At 51.1% G+C, this 15,961-nt stretch carries 15 protein-coding genes; 12 read left to right on the forward strand and 3 right to left on the reverse strand.

Features of this window, described 5'->3' with window-relative positions:
• The first annotated feature begins 127 nt into the window (after positions 1-127).
• From yycF to rlmH, 8 genes are all read left to right on the forward strand, one after another.
• Positions 128-841, forward strand: coding sequence for a response regulator YycF (gene yycF / locus ETR37_RS08005; protein ID WP_011232938.1), 714 nt, complete (start codon positions 128-130; stop codon positions 839-841).
• Between the two features lie 6 nt (positions 842-847).
• Positions 848-2,677 (forward strand): cell wall metabolism sensor histidine kinase WalK, encoded by a 1,830-nt coding sequence (gene walK / locus ETR37_RS08010; protein WP_020754214.1) that lies wholly within the window; start codon positions 848-850, stop codon positions 2,675-2,677.
• On the forward strand, positions 2,670-3,998 hold the full coding sequence (locus ETR37_RS08015) for a YycH family regulatory protein (protein WP_015376121.1): 1,329 nt from the start codon (positions 2,670-2,672) through the stop codon (positions 3,996-3,998). Before walK ends, ETR37_RS08015 begins: the two co-directional genes overlap by 8 nt.
• Positions 3,985-4,767 carry a two-component system regulatory protein YycI gene (locus ETR37_RS08020; protein ID WP_013146696.1) on the forward strand — a complete coding sequence of 261 codons (783 nt, stop codon included), beginning with the start codon at positions 3,985-3,987 and terminating at the stop codon, positions 4,765-4,767. Before ETR37_RS08015 ends, ETR37_RS08020 begins: the two co-directional genes overlap by 14 nt.
• A gap of 6 nt (positions 4,768-4,773) precedes the next feature.
• Positions 4,774-5,568, forward strand: a complete 795-nt coding sequence (locus tag ETR37_RS08025; RefSeq protein ID WP_013146695.1) for an MBL fold metallo-hydrolase — start codon at positions 4,774-4,776, stop codon at positions 5,566-5,568.
• 101 nt (positions 5,569-5,669) lie between these two features.
• Positions 5,670-6,890 (forward strand): S1C family serine protease, encoded by a 1,221-nt coding sequence (locus ETR37_RS08030; protein WP_060788975.1) that lies wholly within the window; start codon positions 5,670-5,672, stop codon positions 6,888-6,890.
• 61 nt (positions 6,891-6,951) lie between these two features.
• Positions 6,952-7,104 (forward strand): CxxH/CxxC protein, encoded by a 153-nt coding sequence (locus ETR37_RS08035; RefSeq protein ID WP_083509335.1) that lies wholly within the window; start codon positions 6,952-6,954, stop codon positions 7,102-7,104.
• An 84-nt stretch (positions 7,105-7,188) separates the two neighbouring features.
• On the forward strand, positions 7,189-7,668 hold the full coding sequence (rlmH, locus tag ETR37_RS08040; protein WP_041468625.1) for a 23S rRNA (pseudouridine(1915)-N(3))-methyltransferase RlmH: 480 nt from the start codon (positions 7,189-7,191) through the stop codon (positions 7,666-7,668).
• Between the two features lie 357 nt (positions 7,669-8,025).
• On the opposite strand, the gene ETR37_RS08045 is transcribed toward rlmH, so the two are convergent.
• Positions 8,026-9,264 (reverse strand): GGDEF domain-containing protein, encoded by a 1,239-nt coding sequence (locus tag ETR37_RS08045; protein WP_013146692.1) that lies wholly within the window; start codon positions 9,262-9,264, stop codon positions 8,026-8,028.
• A 301-nt stretch (positions 9,265-9,565) separates the two neighbouring features.
• Between ETR37_RS08045 and ETR37_RS08050 the strand changes: the two genes are divergently transcribed.
• The gene (locus tag ETR37_RS08050) at positions 9,566-10,720 is read left to right on the forward strand and encodes a glycerate kinase (RefSeq protein WP_129447133.1); all 1,155 of its coding nucleotides are present in this window, start codon (positions 9,566-9,568) and stop codon (positions 10,718-10,720) included.
• Between the two features lie 123 nt (positions 10,721-10,843).
• Here ETR37_RS08050 and manA read toward each other — a convergent pair whose 3' ends face one another.
• Together manA and ETR37_RS08060 are read right to left on the reverse strand one after the other, a co-directional pair.
• On the reverse strand, positions 10,844-11,806 hold the full coding sequence (manA, locus tag ETR37_RS08055; protein WP_015376118.1) for a mannose-6-phosphate isomerase, class I: 963 nt from the start codon (positions 11,804-11,806) through the stop codon (positions 10,844-10,846).
• A gap of 191 nt (positions 11,807-11,997) precedes the next feature.
• Positions 11,998-13,524 carry an FAD-dependent oxidoreductase gene (locus ETR37_RS08060; protein WP_129447134.1) on the reverse strand — a complete coding sequence of 509 codons (1,527 nt, stop codon included), beginning with the start codon at positions 13,522-13,524 and terminating at the stop codon, positions 11,998-12,000.
• Positions 13,525-13,710: 186 nt separating this feature from the next.
• Between ETR37_RS08060 and ETR37_RS08065 the strand changes: the two genes are divergently transcribed.
• The 3 genes from ETR37_RS08065 to ETR37_RS08075 all read left to right on the forward strand — a co-directional run bounded on the left by ETR37_RS08065 (position 13,711) and on the right by ETR37_RS08075 (position 15,942).
• Positions 13,711-15,099, forward strand: a complete 1,389-nt coding sequence (locus ETR37_RS08065) for an ATP-binding protein (protein WP_129447135.1) — start codon at positions 13,711-13,713, stop codon at positions 15,097-15,099.
• Positions 15,100-15,352: 253 nt separating this feature from the next.
• Positions 15,353-15,481: a hypothetical protein gene (locus ETR37_RS20005; RefSeq protein WP_255211316.1), complete on the forward strand. Its 129-nt coding sequence runs from the start codon at positions 15,353-15,355 to the stop codon at positions 15,479-15,481.
• A 107-nt stretch (positions 15,482-15,588) separates the two neighbouring features.
• Entirely contained in the window at positions 15,589-15,942 is a 354-nt protein-coding gene (locus ETR37_RS08075; protein ID WP_060788907.1) for a S8 family serine peptidase, read from the forward strand.
• The last annotated feature ends 19 nt before the right edge of the window (positions 15,943-15,961 follow it).

Raw genomic sequence — 15,961 nt, forward strand, 5'->3', positions numbered from 1 at the left:
CGCGCGTCTATGCTTTTTTCTTTGATCGGCTCCTCAAAATGGCAATCGGCAAAGGATGATTTCATGTTCATAACATGGTAAATTAGTAATGATAGGATTCCATCGCAAAAGGAAGGATGTGAGCGAGATGGAAAAACGCATTTTAGTCGTTGATGATGAAAAACCGATTGCCGATATTTTGCAATTTAATTTGCAAAAAGAAGGATATGAAGTCATTTGCGCCTACGACGGCGAAGAAGCGCTGCAAAAAGTTGAAGAAACGATGCCGGACTTGATTTTATTGGATATTATGTTGCCGTTAAAAGATGGCATGGAAGTATGCCGTGAAGTGCGGAAAAAGTATGATATGCCGATCATTATGCTGACAGCGAAAGATTCCGAGATTGATAAAGTGCTTGGGTTGGAGCTTGGTGCGGACGATTATGTGACAAAGCCGTTCAGCACGCGCGAGCTCCTGGCGCGGGTGAAGGCAAACTTGCGCCGCCATGCGCAAACGGCCAACCAAGAAGAAGGAGAAAACGAAACAAATGAAATCGTCATTGGCCCGCTCGTCATCCGTCCGGACGCGTATGTCGTGCAAAAGCGGGGGGAAACCATTGAACTGACCCACCGCGAATTTGAACTGCTTCATTACTTAGCGAAACATATCGGCCAAGTGATGACGCGCGAGCATTTGCTGCAAACCGTCTGGGGCTACGATTACTATGGCGATGTGCGCACCGTGGACGTGACGGTAAGACGTCTGCGTGAAAAAATTGAGGACAACCCTTCCCACCCGAATTGGATCGTCACAAGACGGGGAGTCGGCTATTACTTGCGCAATCCGGAACAGGAGTCATGAGCCAGCATGAAAAAAGTAGGTCCATTCCGTTCGATTCATTTTAAGTTTGTCATCATTTATGTATTACTGATTCTCGTTGCCATGCAAATCATCGGCGTGTACTTCGTTCGCAAGCTGGAAACGGAGCTTGTGCAGAACTTTAAAAACTCATTAAACGAACGGGTGACCTTGCTCGCCTATAACGTCGAGCAGGCGATGAATCGGGAGCGCGATGAAAAAAGCCCGACATTGGAAGAAGACATCCGTTCGCTTCTTCATGATTTCGTTTCCCAAGACATTTCCGAAGTGCGCGTCATCGATGAGAAAGGGAAAGTGCTTGCGACATCCAATCCGTATATGCAAAACATCGTCGGAAAGCGGACGACCGAGATTTATGTAAAACGTTCCCTCGTCACCGGCGAAATCGTCGACCGGATGCTGCTCGATTCGAAAACAGGTCATCGCATGTACATTTCGTCGACTCCGATCAAAACGAGCGGCGAAATCAAAGGTGTCATTTACGTCATCGCCTCGATGGAAAACGTCTTTTCGCAAATGCGGCAAATCAATATGATTTTGGCGACCGGGACGGGGATCGCTCTCGCCATTACCGCCGTGCTCGGCATTTTTTTGTCGCGCACGATCACCCGGCCGATTTCCGATATGCGCCGGCAAGCGCTGGCGATGACGAGGGGAGATTTCTCACGCAAGGTCAAAGTGTACGGCTATGATGAAATCGGCCAATTGGCGATGACGTTCAATAACCTGACCAAAAAACTGCAGGAAGCGCAGGCGACGACGGAAGGGGAACGGCGCAAGCTCGAGTCCGTCTTGACGCATATGACGGATGGCGTCATTGCGACCGACCGTCGCGGGCGCGTCATTCTCATTAACGATGCAGCGTTAAACATTTTGAATGTTTCACGTGAAACAGTGCTGTCGAGTTCGATCGTCGACGTGCTTGGCATTGCCGACCAGTATACGTTTGAAACGCTGCTTGAGGAGCGCGATTCGCTCATTTTAGATTTCAGCACGGATGAGGAACTATATATTTTGCGCGCGTCGTTGTCGGTGATTCAAAAAGAGGGCGGATTTGTCAACGGGTTGATCGTCGTTTTGCACGACATTACCGAACAGGAAAAAATCGACCGCGAGCGGCGGCAGTTTGTCGCCAATGTGTCGCATGAATTGCGCACGCCGCTCACCACGATGAAAAGCTACCTAGAAGCGCTCGCTGACGGCGCTTGGCAAGATAAAGACATCGCGCCGAGGTTCATTCAAGTCGTGCAAAATGAAACGGAACGGATGATTCGGCTCGTCAACGACTTGCTCCATCTGTCCAAGCTCGACAGCAAAGACTACAAGCTGAAGAAAACGTGGATCAATTTTTCAGCCTATTTCCATAAAGTCATTGACCGATTTGAGTTGACGAAAAGCGACAACATCCGGTTCGTTCGCAAAATTCCGCGCGAGGCGATTTTTATTGAAGTTGATGAAGATAAAATTACGCAAGTGTTAGATAACATTATTTCGAACGCTTTGAAATACTCTCCGCAAGGCGGGACGATTACATTTCGCGTCCGCAAACTTTCTGATGAAATGATTGTCAGCGTCAGCGACGAAGGGGTCGGCATCCCGAAGGCCGATTTGGCGAAAATTTTTGAGCGGTTTTACCGGGTCGACAAGGCCAGGTCGCGCAAATTGGGCGGTACGGGGCTTGGGCTGGCCATTGCCAAAGAAGTCGTGCTCGCCCATGGCGGAACGATTTGGGCGGAAAGCAAAGAACATAAAGGGACGACGATTTATTTTACGCTGCCGCTAGAACGCGAGCAAAAGGATGACTGGTGCGATGTATGAAACGATCAAAACCATCGTGTTGACGTTGCTTGTGCTCATCAGCATTACCTTAACGTTTGCCTTATGGACATATCATCCGAAATACGACGTGTTGCAAAACGACGAATACATTCAACACGTCTCCGTGAGCAATACGCAAGTGGATACAGCGATGGTCGTGCAGCCAAAGCAGATTCTCATTCATAAAAACGGCGTCCCCTATGCTGTGACGAAAGACGAAGAGAAAAATGAAGTGCTGAAAGAAATGAGAAGATGGACGCTTGACGATTTCGAAGATGTTTCGTCTTCTGTTCCGCAAGGGAAGTTTTTATCGTTTTTAAATGGCAAAGAGCGGCTTGAGATCATTTACCCCGATGAGGTGCCGATCGACATATACCGATTGATTTTCACGATCGATGACAGGGGGCTCGACGGCTTGGCGTTTGACCGCCTGCTCGTCCCGCTCGGCGGGAAGGACGAGTTCCCCATCTACTTCATCGCGACCGACAAGCGCAAAATTTACAAAGCGATTGCCAGCGATGCCTCCTTATCGGCGATCGGCCGGCTGGCGAAAGAAACGAGCCATTTTCCGCGTTATTTCGCTTATCCGGTCAGCGAAACGAAGCAGTTGTATTTGCCGGAAAAAGAAGTGGTGCTCAGCAGTCTGCAATATTATACCGACGAGCTGGACGCAGACAAGTTTAAAGAAGCGCTCTTTAGCGATCCAAGCTTTGTCAAAAAAGATTTGATTCCGTTTGGCGAAGAATATACAGACGGTTCGCGGCTGATGGACGTCGATTTTCTTCAACGGATGCTGCTGTATGTGAATCCAGCGGCGCGCGTCTCGAATATGGGACAAACAGAGCAAGAAACCCATATCATCCAAAAAAGCATTGATTTCGTCAATGAGCATGGCGGTTGGACGGATCTGTATCATTTCGCCCGCTGGAGCGAGGAGGATCGAAAAGTCACGTTCCGGCTTGTCGTCAACGGCTATCCAGTCTTTAATGAATACGGCATGTCAGAAATCGTGGAGACGTGGGGAGCGTCCGATTTGATGAAATACCAGCGTCCGCTCTTCCGCCTTGAAATCGCGGATCGCAACCGCACACCAAAAACGCTGCCGTCCGGCCATGAGGTCGTCAACTGGTTCGAACAGACGAAAGGCGTTCGCAAATCGCTCATCAAAGATATCGCCATCGGCTATGAGCTCATCAAAGATCCCGAGCGGGAAAAAGTCATCCGCCTTGAACCGGCATGGTTCTACTTGTACGGACAAACGTGGAAAAAGGTGGACACGAGCGATGAGGCGGGAGGAGGGGGAACAAATGGACTGGAGTAAAACGAAGACGATTTTTATTATCGTGTTCCTCATCCTCGACTGCTTTTTAGGCTATCAGTTTATGGAAAAACGAAACAGCAGCCAGCTCGATGTCATTTTGGAAACGACGATTGAAGAGCAGCTTGAGGCGAACGGCATTACGTATGTGGATCTGCCGAAAGAAGTGACGAAAGCGGCGTATGTCAGCGGCAAAAGCCGCTCATTCACCATGGCGGATGTAAAAAAGCTGCCCGGGCAAAAAGTGAAAATCGAAGGAGAAACGAAAGTCAAAGGGACGTTCATCGATCCGGTTGCGCTGCCGATTGACGATCCATACCAGTTGCGTGAGTTTTTGCAGCGCTACATCATCGGCGGCGGGCAATATGCCTTTTGGTCGTTTGATGAAAAACAAGGAATCTTGACCTGCTACCAAGTGTATGACGGTAAGATGATTTACGGCAATGAAAACAGCAAGCTCGTCATCCATGTCAACGGGAGACGGGAAGCGCTGTCGTATGAACAGACGATGCTCAGCGACTTGGAAAAGTACGAGCGAAAGCAAGATATCGTCCCGGCGATTAAAGCCATTGAGACGTTGTACCGAAAAGGGCATTTGCAGCCGGGCGACCGCGTCACGAAAGTGGAGCTTGGCTATTACGGGCTTGTTCAATTTACTGCATCCCAAGTGTTGACTCCAACTTGGCATATTGTTGTCAATCGGAAGGAAGACTATTTCGTCAATGCGTTTGAAGGGCAAGTGATCAATGATCAAGGAAATGTGCTGGAGTGAAAGAACATGACGATGCGATTTAGTGTGCTGGCCAGCGGCAGCACCGGCAACGCCTTTTACATTGAGACAGACCGCCAGCGCCTGCTTGTTGACGCCGGTTTGAGCGGCAAGCAGCTTGAGGAGTTGTTTGCTGAGATCGGCCGCCATCCAAAGCAGCTTGATGCGCTGCTTGTCACCCATGAACATAGCGACCATATTAAAGGGCTCGGGGTGCTTGCCCGCAAGTATCGGCTGCCGGTGTATGCCAATGAAAAAACGTGGCGGGCGATGGAACAAGCGGTCGGCGACATTCCGCCCGAGCAAAAATTTGTCTTTCCGCTCGGCGCGGTAAGGACGTTCGGCGATGTTGACGTCGAATCGTTCGGCGTCTCTCACGACGCCGCCGAGCCGATGTTTTACGTTTTCCACTATGAAGGGAAAAAGCTTGCGTTGCTCACCGATACCGGCTATGTGAGCGAGCGGATCAAAAAGACGATTGAAAACGCGGATGTGTTCGTGTTTGAAAGCAATCATGACGTCGGCATGCTGCGGATGGGGAGATATCCATGGAGCGTCAAGCGCCGCATTTTAAGCGATGTCGGCCATATTTCGAATGAGGAAGCGGGTTTGGCGCTTGCTGACGTGATCGGCGACCGGACAAAGCAAATTTATTTGGCCCATTTGAGCCAAGATAACAATATGAAAGAGCTGGCGCGCATGACCGTGACGCAAGTGTTGGAACAGAAAGGCTTAGCGGTCGGCGCCCGCTTTCGTTTGTATGATACCGATCCGCGTCGGGCGACGGCACTAGCGTATGTATAAAGCCCGTTTTGCCGAAACTGAGGGAGACACATTTGTTGGATTTTTTCTCCTGTTCATGATTATAATGAGGGATGGAGACGAATGTGGAAAGGAGGGTGAGCATGGGATACTACGACGACCATTATGAGCCGTACGAACAAACGAGGAGGAAGCGGCGCAGCGGATCGTTTGTTTCCGCGCTTGTCGGCGCCGTGTTAGGAGGGCTGCTCGTCCTCATGTCCATTCCGGCGCTTTCCCGTTGGGATATCCTCCCGTATGATGTTGTGCCGAATCAAAGAGCAGAGGAAGAGCCAAAAACAGAGGAAAATGGAACTCCACCGATTCGGCAGAGTGTTTCCGTAGATGTGACGACGGCGGTGACAAAGGCGATCGACCAAGTGTCGGATGCGGTTGTCGGCGTTGTCAACATTCAAGAAGCCAGCTTCTGGTCGCAAGGAGGCGAGGCTGGCGTCGGATCGGGCGTCATTTACAAGAAAGCGGGAGGCCGGGCGTTTATCGTCACGAACCATCATGTTGTTGAAAACGCCAGTCAGCTCGAAGTGAGCCTCAAAGATGGGACGAGAGTGCCGGCGAAGTTGCTGGGCAGCGATGTGCTTATGGATTTAGCCGTCTTGGAAATTGACGCGAAGCATGTGAAAAAAGTCGCCCAGTTCGGCAACTCCGATACAGTGAAGCCAGGCGAGCCGGTCATTGCCATCGGCAACCCGCTCGGCTTGCAGTTTGCCGGCTCGGTGACACAAGGCATTATTTCCGGAACGAACCGGACGGTTGAAGTCGATTTGGACCAAGACGGCGCTCCAGACTGGAATGCAGAAGTATTGCAGACAGATGCGGCGATCAACCCGGGCAACAGCGGCGGCGCTCTCGTCAATATCAAAGGGCAAGTCATCGGCATCAACTCGATGAAAATCGCCCAAGAGGCGGTTGAAGGCATCGGGTTCGCGATCCCGATCAACACGGCCATTCCGATCATTTCGGACTTGGAAAAATACGGACAAGTGCGCCGTCCGTATATGGGCGTTGAACTTCGCTCGCTGAGCGACATCCCATCGTACCATTTGCAGGCGACGCTCCATTTGCCGCCGAACGTAACGGAAGGAGCGGCGGTCATTCAAGTCGTGCCGATGTCGCCGGCCGCACAGGCGGGCTTAAAACAGTTTGATGTCATCGTGGCGCTTGACGGCCAAAAAATCCGCAACGTGCTTGATTTGCGCAAATATTTGTATACGAAAAAATCGATCGGTGACCGGATGGAAGTCACGTTTTATCGTGATGGGAAAAAACGCACGGTCACGATGAAGCTGGCGCGCGAGTCGTATTAAACGAAAGCGGATGGAGGGAGCGGAAACGCTCCTTCTTTTTTCCACAAGGAAAGGGGCGAGAATGATGATATTCACATGTGAAGAACATGTCGACATCGCCATTGATCAATATGTAGATGAAACGGAACAGGCGCCGGATCTCCTGCCTGTGGACAACAGCGAAAAACAGTGCTGTTTTTGCTCGAAACAAGCTGTATATGTCGTAGGAGGATAACAGTTTTTTCACAACATGTGGATATGTGTTGTGTATATGTGGATAAATCTTGTTGATAAGCTGTTTATAAGGCAGGGGTTGTTTGTGCATATTTCCATTGTCGCTGTGGGTAAATTGAAGGAAAAATATTTAATCGCTGGAATTAATGAATATACAAAGCGTCTGTCCGCATACGCCAAAATCGACATCATCGAAGTCGCTGATGAAAAAACGCCGGAGCGGGCGAGCGAACTTGAGGAGGAACAAATCAAAGAGCGCGAGGGAGGACGGCTGCTGGCGAAAATTCCGCATGACGCCCACGTCATCGCGCTCGCGATTGAAGGGAAGATGAAATCGTCCGAGCAATTCGCCGCCCGTCTCGATGAGCTCGCCACCTACGGCAAAAGCAAAGTGGTGTTCGTCATCGGCGGCTCGCTTGGCTTAAGCAAACAAGTGATGGCGCGCGCCGATGAGACGCTGTCGTTTTCGAAAATGACGTTTCCACACCAGCTGATGCGCCTCATTTTGCTCGAGCAAATTTACCGCGCATTTCGCATTAACCGCGGGGAACCGTATCATAAGTAAATGGGGTTTTTCCATTTCTTAGTTTCATGATGGGATGAAGACGTTCTATCGCAGATTTATCCATTACGGTTGAATATGGGGGATAAAGTATGAGACATTTGATTCAAATAGCCGTTGCCGCCAATGCAGCACAACGGCTATCCTTCATCAATCACCGTTTGTGTAATGATGAAGCGGTCTCATTATTTTATGGAAATTATTTTCTATTTAGAAATTTTTAGGTTATCAACTCAAGGGGGCCGCATTGGTTTGACAGATCGCGAATCTTGATTAAGGTGTTATGCCAAATGACGTTTAGGGAAATATAGCAGGAAAAGAGGGTTGCGCTAAGGAAAAGTCAGGGGAGAGCCGCCTAATTTATGCAACTCCCCCGCATTGGGCTGATACTTTATTTTTGCCGCTTTCTTTCGAACGGAGCAATAAATGGTCGGCATAAATGTACGCTTTTTCAATTGACATCGTTCCTTCTGCTTGACAAAAGTAAAGACCGAACGACGACGTATAGGCAATGGGACGTTTCGCCGCCATATAATCGACCAACACGGTGCTGCGGCGCACTGCTTCTCGAATCTCCTCGACAAGCCGGACGCTCTCTTCAAACGTGCGATTACGCAAAAACATCGTAAATTCTTCACCGCCGCTGCGGAACAAAAAATCGCCCTCTTTGAGAAACTGTTTCAAGGTTGAGGCGAAATGGCGGATCACCTCGTCGCCGACGGCATGGTTATACGTGTCGTTGATCGTTTTAAAATTGTCGATATCGGCGACGACGACGCCAATCCATTCACCGGATCCGTTTAGCTTGGCGATCGTTTGATCCATGTAGGCGCGGTTATGGATGCCGGTCAAAAAGTCGGTGTAGGCCATTTTTTCGAAGTGGTCGCGTTCTAGTTTATGCTGGATGCTTTGCGATTTGGAAAAAAACGAGCGGCTGACGAAGTAATTCAGCAAAAATAAGCTCAAAAGCATATCCCACCGCTGTTCTTGCAAAAAGAGAAATAACAGACCGTTTGTCAGCGCCGTTTTTCCCATGTCCATCCAGCTTCTCGTCTTAATAAAATCCAACGCCTCGCGCTGTGTCTGAATGTCGCCGGTTATATAAAAAATGATGATCAGGCAACAGTCAGTCAAAAAGGAAACGACGATGACGAGCAGGAATAAAAGCAGCCAGAAGCCAATGAACGGAATAGACTGAAACAGCGGACCAAGGAGATCGTATAAGGCAAACGCGAGCGAATTGAACGTCACAAACGAACCAATGTTGTACAATGTGTGCAGCCATTCATCGGGTTCCGCTGTTTTCAAATATTTTTTGGCTATATGTTCAGTCAAGCGAAACAACGCTTCAAAGATAAACAGCCCGAACGGGCCGGCAAATAAGCAGAAGGATAAACTGTAGTTAATGCCGTAATCAACGGGAATATTGTTTTTCGTTTTGTCTATGACGCGCAAGTGTGAATACAAGCTGGAAAACAGCCAATAAAACAGCAAAGCGATGACATAGGTGCGATCGAAGAAAGGCGGCTTTGACACAAACACAACAGCAATGGACGCGGAAAAAACAGCAAAAATAATCGGTCGTGCTCGGAGTAACATCTCGGCTCTCTCTCCTATAAATCTGACCTCTGACAACTTCGTCGTTGATGAAGTGATTCCAAAAAGAGGAAGACCGCTCACATGCCAGTGGCTTTCAGCAAAAATACGGATTATAGCAGACGATGGCGAACGGTGAATTTGGAAACCGTCTTTTTTATAGAATCAACATGTTCCCAATTGGAACAAACGAACATATGGTTATATCTATTATAGTACTATATACATAATTGTGAAAATAGACAAAATGGCATTGTTTTTCGCTTTTTTTCCACAAAATTTGACACATGAGGAGGGAAAAAGAATGAAAATCGTTATTGCTCCTGATTCATTTAAAGAAAGCCTTTCTGCGCTCGAAGTCGCCGAGGCGGTCGAGCGTGGGTTTCGCACGGTGTTTCCGGAGGCGGAATACGTTAAGGTGCCGATGGCCGACGGCGGGGAAGGGACGGTGCGGTCGCTCGTTGATGCGACCGGCGGCCGCATCGTGGAAGTGAACGTGACCGGGCCGCTCGGCGAGCCGGTGCGGGCGTTTTTTGGTTTGCTTGGCGATGGGAAGACGGCGGTGATTGAGATGGCCGCCGCCTCAGGGCTGCACCTTGTCCCGCGCGACCGGCGCAATCCATTGGTGACGACGACGCGAGGGACAGGGGAGTTGATCCTTGCAGCGCTGGATGCCGGTGCCACCCACCTCATCATCGGCATTGGCGGCAGCGCGACGAACGACGGTGGGGCCGGCATGGTGCAGGCGCTCGGGGGAAGGCTTTTGGATGAAGACGGCTGCGACATCGGTCCGGGCGGCGGCGCGCTGGCCGATTTGCATGCGATTGACCTTTCCGGTCTCGACCCGCGTCTTGGGGGAGTCCGCATTGACGTGGCGTGCGACGTCGACAACCCGCTTACCGGTCCGAACGGAGCGTCCGCCATTTTCGGCCCGCAAAAGGGGGCGACACCGGATATGGTCGCGGTTCTCGACCAGAACTTGGCGCACTATGCCGACGTCATCCGACGTGATCTCGGCAAACAAGTCGGCGACATCCCGGGAGCGGGTGCGGCCGGCGGGTTGGGGGCGGGACTGCTCGCGTTTCTCCCGGCCGAGCTAAAGCGCGGCGTGGAGATTGTGATCGAGACGGTTCAGCTCGCAGAGCGCGTCAAAGACGCTGACTTGGTCATCACCGGCGAAGGGCGGATTGACGGACAGACGGTGTTCGGCAAAACGCCGATCGGCGTTGCCAAGACAGCGAAACAGTTCGGCGTCCCCGTCATCGGCATCGCCGGGTCGTTGGGCGACGACAGCGCGGTCGTCTTAGACCATGGCATTGACGCCCTCTTTACAATTGTTCCCGGCGTCATTCCGCTCGAGAAAGCGTTGGAGCAGGCGGAACAGTATGTGACGCAAACGGCGCGGCATATTGCGTACGTATACCGTCTTGGCCAACTAGGAAAACAATCCCCCCGTTAATATTTTCGACAAAAAGAAGGGGCTGACCCAAAAAGGCGACGCCCCTTAAATCGAACACAATTTGGTCATTTTGCTGCTTATGGCAATGAGAACGAGTGTCCCGAACCTTTGGGACACCCGCGTTTATTTGCCTTTCCGTGGCCACGACGCGATCGCTTGGAGGGAGCCGCGAATGGTGAAACGGCCGAATTGATGCGGCAAAATGAAATGGTCGCCCCGGCGAAGCGGGTATGTCTGTCCTTCGCGGACGAGCTCACCTTCGCCTTTTAGGATGCTGACGATGAGAAACGGTTTCGTCTGTTCTGACGCGAACGCGTCATGGACGTCCCATTTTTGGACGCCGAAGTAGTCTCCTTCCACGAAGGTCGTCACCGTCGCGCCGGGAAATTCGGCGACATGGGGGTGGACATCGATGTCGCGATGCGGGACGGTCGTGACGTCAATCGCTTTCTCGAGATGAAGCTCGCGCTTCCGCCCTTGGCTGTCGACGCGATCATAATCGTAGACGCGGTAGGTTGTATCTGAGCTTTGCTGCGTCTCAAGGACGAGCGTCCCTTCGCAAAGGGCGTGGATCGTGCCGCTCGGGACATAGAAGAAGTCGCCGGGGCGGATCGGCACTTTCCGAAGTAAACGATCCCATTCCCCCGCTTCCATCATCGCGCGCAGCTCTCCTTTCGTTTCTGCATAATGGCCGTAAATCAACTGGGCGCCCGGCTTGCAATCGATGATGTACCAACATTCCGTTTTGCCGAGCTCTCCGCCTTCATGCGTTTTGGCGTATTCATCGTCCGGGTGGACTTGGACGGACAAGTCGGCGTTGGCGTCCAAAATTTTCGTCAACAGCGGGAAGCGGTCAGACGGGAAGTGGCCGAACAAATCGCGGCGTTCCTCCCATAATTGTCCGAGCGTCATCCCGGCAAACGGTCCGCGGGCGACGACCGTCTGCCCGTGCGGATGGGCGGACACCGCCCAGCATTCCCCGGTTTGCGAAGACGGAATGTCGTAGCCGAATCGTTCGGCGAGCTTCGTGCCGCCCCAAATCCGTTCTTGGAAGACAGGGGTGAGAAAAATCGGTTCAAGGTCCATGCGTCATCCCTCCCGAAAACATCATACAACATGCAGTCCACTCTCATTTTCATCTTATCACGAAATGCGCCATCGGCAAATGAAAACGATAAGGGGGTTAGGAACATACGCTCCCAACCCCCATTGGAACTCAAGGTCGACATGCCGATTGCGACGATGTTCTGCACGCGCCGCCGTCCTGCGTCAGCGCCTCACTTCGCGTCATCAAGTTCAATGCACGCGAGCGGCTGTTTCGCCGGTCCTTCGATCACATCGCCATCGATCGAGAAGCGCGAGCCATGGCATGGACAGTCCCACGTCTTGTCGCCGCTGTTCCACTCCAGCTCGCAGCCCATATGGGTGCACGTCGTATCAACGACATGAAGCGTTCCCGCTTCGTCCTTATAGGCGCCCGCCCGTTTCCCGTTGACCGAGACGACCGCCCCTTCTCCGCGCGCCAAATCTTGCGGCTGGCGAACAGCTAGTTCGATTTTTCCAACGATCAAGTGTTTGGCGACATCGAGGTTTGTCGTGAAAAATTGCCGCACGCTCGGGTCGGCGTAAAAGCGCGACGGAGAGTACAAGTCGCGATACAGGTTGTCGCGGCCGAGAATGAGGTCGGACAACATCATCCCCGCCGCTGTGCCGTTTGTCATCCCCCACTTCCGGTACCCTGTCGCGACATAAATGTTTGGCGTCCCTGCCGTCATCGGGCCGATATATGGCACTTTATCAAGCGTCGTCAAGTCTTGGGCCGACCAACGGTAACGAATGTCTTTTACCGTAAACAACTGCGAGGCGAACGAGGACAACGCCTCATAATGGCGCATTGTCGGCACCCCTTGGCCGGTCTTATGGTTTTCCCCGCCGATGAGAATAAGCGTCTCGCCATTTGCCGCTGCGGAACGGACCGATCGCTTCGGGTTGTCGGCGCTCAAGTACATGCCTCCCGGGTATGGCTCTGCAGCTGTGATGGCAATGACATACGAGCGCTCAGCATACATGCGGGAAACATAAAATCCGCCGTCATAAAACGGAAAGTGGGAACAGACGGCGACGTGGTCGCATGTGACCCGCCGTTTGCTGCGCGTCACGACGGACAGCCGCTCTCCTTGTTCAATGTCGGCGACCGGCGTGTGCTCGTAAATGATGCTGCCGGCCTGTTTGATGGCTTCGACCAGTCTGACCAAATATTTGAGCGGATGAAACTGCGCTTGCTTCCTCATCACGACGGCCGCTGTGACCGGCAGCGGGAGCGGAATCGATTCGACAAAAGCGCCGTCAATTCCTAGACGCTCGTACGCTTGCCATTCTTTTACTAATTTTTGTAATGATGAAGAAGACGTCGTATATATGTAGGCGTCTTGTTCGCAAAAATCGCAGTCGATCCCGTGCTGCTCGATCGTGCGGCGGACGAAGCCAAGTGCGTCCATGCAAGCGTCATAATATAGGCGCGCCTTTTCCGCCCCAAAGTGGTTTAGGAATTCATCGTACACCAAATCGTGCTGGGCAGTCAGCTTCGCCGTTGTATGGCCGGTCGTTCCGTTCAACAGCCGGTCCGCTTCGAGAAGGGCGACGCGCACACCTTGCGTCGCCAGTAAATAAGCGGTTGTAATGCCGGAAATGCCGCCGCCTACAACCACGACGTCGACCGAAACGTCTTCTTCGAGCTTCGGGAAGGACGGAAGCGGCACGGAATCACGCCAATACGGCTCTATGACCGAAGGGAGGGATGACATACGGATGCCTCCTTGCCTGTCAATAGTGGTTTTCCATAGTTTGCTCTTTGCCATGGACCGTTATTCCACATATCCACAACCCTTTTCTTTTTTTGGCAATCGTCCGCAAGGAGAATAAAAGATGGTACAATAGAAAAAAAGAGGTCAAGACTGTTTTGCAAAAATAATGTTAAAGGAAGATCAAGAGTGAATAAATATACACATTCGTTTCATGAACGCGCCAATGGGTTGGCAGACAGCTTCATTTTAGAGCATTACAGCTTGAGCGAGCTCAATTTTGAGACCGTCAGCCATTACCGGGAGCAGTTTGCCCGCGCCAAACCGGGGCATCCATGGAACAGTCTTGAGACGAAAGAGTTTTTATACAAAATCGGCGCTTGGGGCAAGCTGCGCGACAGCAGCAAAGAAGGACTGACGCTCGCCGGACTCGTGATGTTCAGCGAAGAGCGGATCATTACCGAGGTGCTGCCGCAATATTTTTTAGAATACCGGGAATATGACGGTGCAAAGGCGGCAGGATGGGCGAAGCGGTTCACATCGCAGGATGGAACGTGGTCCGGCAACGCCTATGATTTTTATTTCCGCGTGTTGGCGGAGTTGGAGCGCCACGTTTGGCTTGAGGAAGGGCGTGCTCTGCTCGCCGAGGCGCTCGCTAATGCCATCGTTCATGCCGATTACGGGGAAGAAGGCGGCATTACCGTTGAAAAAGAGGACGGGGCGTTTCGATTTGCCAACCCGGGCCGGTTCCGCCTGCCAATTGAAGCCGCTATGGCTGGACAAATGAGCAATCTGCGCAATCCGAACATCTTTAAAATGTTTTTGTTGATCGATGTATGCAAACGCGCAGGATCCGGTTTGAAGCGCATGCATGATTGGCAGGAACGGGCGCTTGTCCAGCCGGTCGATATTTTGCAGCAAATGAATCCAGACCGCACGATCGTGACGTTATGCCCATTGTTGTTTCCAGCTGAGGCGGGGGCGACAATTGAAACAGAAATCAATGAATCATTGCAACAGCAAGAACAAGCATGGATAGAACACGGTGCGGATCAACATGACGTGGACTTCGGAAGTAACGAGGCCAACTACGTAAATAAGGAGCTCAACTCCGTTATTATCGAACAAAACTCCGTAAACAACTCGACAAACTCCTTGAATAGGGAGGCGAACTCCGTAAAAAACGAGGTTGACTCCGTAAATATCCCGTCATGCTCCGTTAATAAAGGTGAAAACTCCGTTAATAAAACACCAAACTCCGTAAATAATGCTATATCTGTTGATGAAAGGGAGGAAGAAGAGAGAAACGAGTCGATCGATGAGCGGCTGTGGGAGATGGCAGAACTAGCACGTCGAAAAAAGCGGTTGGCTCCGGCGGTTATGGAAGAGATGATCGTCCGCCTGTGCTGCGAGCGACCGTTGCGGCTGAAAGAGTTGGCGACGCTGTTGGAACGGACGCCGGATGGGCTGCGCACCAACTACTTAGGGAAGCTGGTCGACGAAGGGAAAATCCGATTGAAATATCCGGATCAGCCGAACCACCCGCGCCAGGCGTACATCGGCGTCAAAGAAAGATGAGGGACGGGTTGTGCAGTTGCCAACAAATGAAAAGGAAACGGAGCTGACTCAAAAGTCCCTTTTTGATGAAATGTAACCGAAGTATGTGAAAGAGACCACCTCTGAAATCCTCGGTTTTACCGGGTTTTTCGTGTTGGTCTATTTTTCTATGTCGCCCCAGATAGGAGCATTACCGCTCTTTTGGGTCAGCCCCGTTTTGCTTCGCCATTATCCGGCTTGTCTTTTCTCTTGTTCGTGTCGGTGGCGGCGGTGCATGCCTCTCGCGAAGTATACGGCCGTCAGCAGCAACAACCAAGCCGGGCCGACGATTAACGCGATGCGCGTATCCGGGAAATACGCCATCACCCCGACGACACCAAGCAAAAAGATGATCGAGATGTAAGAGCTATACGGATAAAGCGGTAGTTTGTATTTTAAGCGTTTCGTTTGTTCTATTTGTTTTCAGCTTATATATTTCACTTTAAATAATGAGAAAAGGGGGTAAGAGAAATGAAGGAATTGTTATTAGAGACAACTAATATAAAGTCCGTATTCAATGACTTGCAAACCATTCCAAGAGGTATAGAAATAATCGGGGCTCAAAAAGTTTGGGAAAAAAGCCGAAAAGGGCAAGGTATTGTTGTTGCTGTGTTGGATTCAGGTTGCGATATTAGCCATCCCGATTTAAAAGAAAATATTATCGGCGGATTGAACTTCACCAATGATGATGGCGGAGACAAAACAATTTTCACAGATTATTTAGGGCATGGAACACATGTCGCAGGAATAATCGCAGCGACGGACAATGGAAAAGGAATTGTTGGTGTAGCACCAAAAAGTACAGGCGTGTTGATTATCCAATAAAATCCAAAGGGTATAGAAA

The sequence above is a fragment of the Geobacillus sp. PK12 genome, from assembly GCF_004123125.1.
In the GTDB taxonomy this organism is placed as follows: Bacteria; Bacillota; Bacilli; order Bacillales; family Anoxybacillaceae; genus Geobacillus; species Geobacillus zalihae.

Coding starts and splice junctions, on each gene's coding strand:
- yycF (WP_011232938.1), top strand. CDS start 128: ATGGAAAAACGCATTTTAGTCGTTGATGATGAAAAACCGATTGCCGAT.
- walK (WP_020754214.1), top strand. CDS start 848: ATGAAAAAAGTAGGTCCATTCCGTTCGATTCATTTTAAGTTTGTCATC.
- ETR37_RS08015 (WP_015376121.1), top strand. CDS start 2,670: ATGTATGAAACGATCAAAACCATCGTGTTGACGTTGCTTGTGCTCATC.
- ETR37_RS08020 (WP_013146696.1), top strand. CDS start 3,985: ATGGACTGGAGTAAAACGAAGACGATTTTTATTATCGTGTTCCTCATC.
- ETR37_RS08025 (WP_013146695.1), top strand. CDS start 4,774: ATGACGATGCGATTTAGTGTGCTGGCCAGCGGCAGCACCGGCAACGCC.
- ETR37_RS08030 (WP_060788975.1), top strand. CDS start 5,670: ATGGGATACTACGACGACCATTATGAGCCGTACGAACAAACGAGGAGG.
- ETR37_RS08035 (WP_083509335.1), top strand. CDS start 6,952: ATGATGATATTCACATGTGAAGAACATGTCGACATCGCCATTGATCAA.
- ETR37_RS08045 (WP_013146692.1), bottom strand. CDS start 9,264: ATGTTACTCCGAGCACGACCGATTATTTTTGCTGTTTTTTCCGCGTCC.
- ETR37_RS08050 (WP_129447133.1), top strand. CDS start 9,566: ATGAAAATCGTTATTGCTCCTGATTCATTTAAAGAAAGCCTTTCTGCG.
- manA (WP_015376118.1), bottom strand. CDS start 11,806: ATGGACCTTGAACCGATTTTTCTCACCCCTGTCTTCCAAGAACGGATT.
- ETR37_RS08060 (WP_129447134.1), bottom strand. CDS start 13,524: ATGTCATCCCTCCCTTCGGTCATAGAGCCGTATTGGCGTGATTCCGTG.
- ETR37_RS20005 (WP_255211316.1), top strand. CDS start 15,353: ATGCCTCTCGCGAAGTATACGGCCGTCAGCAGCAACAACCAAGCCGGG.
- ETR37_RS08075 (WP_060788907.1), top strand. CDS start 15,589: ATGAAGGAATTGTTATTAGAGACAACTAATATAAAGTCCGTATTCAAT.